We start from the raw sequence: 661 nt of genomic DNA, 5'->3' as shown, positions 1-661 counted from the left end.
CAGAATATAAATACTGTTAAACCACCTTCAATAAGGGCCAGAGGAACTTGGGTGTAGGCAAAGATAACCATAAATTTAACAAAAGCCTCTCCAAATGTAGGTATGGGGAAAGCAAGTGATAACTGTATTGCAGTAGTCACATATGTTAACAAATCTCCTAAAAATGCTGCAAAAAATATTCCTAGTGAAGGACTCCAGCCTATTTTTTTAATACCTTTATATACAAGCCATGCAGCAAATGGGCCTACAATACCCATGGAGAAAATATTTGCCCCCAGGGTGGTTATTCCTCCGTGTGCAAGGAGAAGTGCTTGGAAAACAAGAACGATTGATCCTAAAACACAGGTAACTGCGGGTCCAAAGAGTACAGCACCCAAACCAGTTCCTGTAGGATGAGAACAACTCCCTGTAACTGATGGGAGCTTTAAAGATGATAAAACGAATATAAATGCACCTGATACTGCTATTAGCGGTTTTGATTCGGGGTTTTTTTCTGTGATCTTTTTAATTTGGATGACGCCGTATGCAACCACTGGTAATGCAACAATATACCAGAATAAACACCATTGCCATGGTAAGAAACCTTCCATTATATGCATATTAAAGTCTCCTTTACTTTTTCTAAAGTATACTTGAATGAACTTCATATATAAATATTTTG

Annotated in this window: 1 protein-coding gene; it reads right to left on the bottom strand. The window is 37.7% G+C overall.

Annotation, left to right across the window (positions count from 1 at the left end; genetic code table 11):
• On the bottom strand, positions 1-599 hold a 599-nt coding region (gene cbiM, locus QMD61_11705; protein ID MDI6725298.1), incomplete at its 3' end, for a cobalt ECF transporter S component CbiM.
• Positions 600-661: the final 62 nt, after the last annotated feature.

This window comes from Methanobacterium sp., from assembly GCA_030017655.1.
In the GTDB taxonomy this organism is placed as follows: domain Archaea; phylum Methanobacteriota; class Methanobacteria; order Methanobacteriales; family Methanobacteriaceae; genus Methanobacterium_D.
This window is presented reverse-complemented; position numbering and strand designations above follow the sequence as displayed.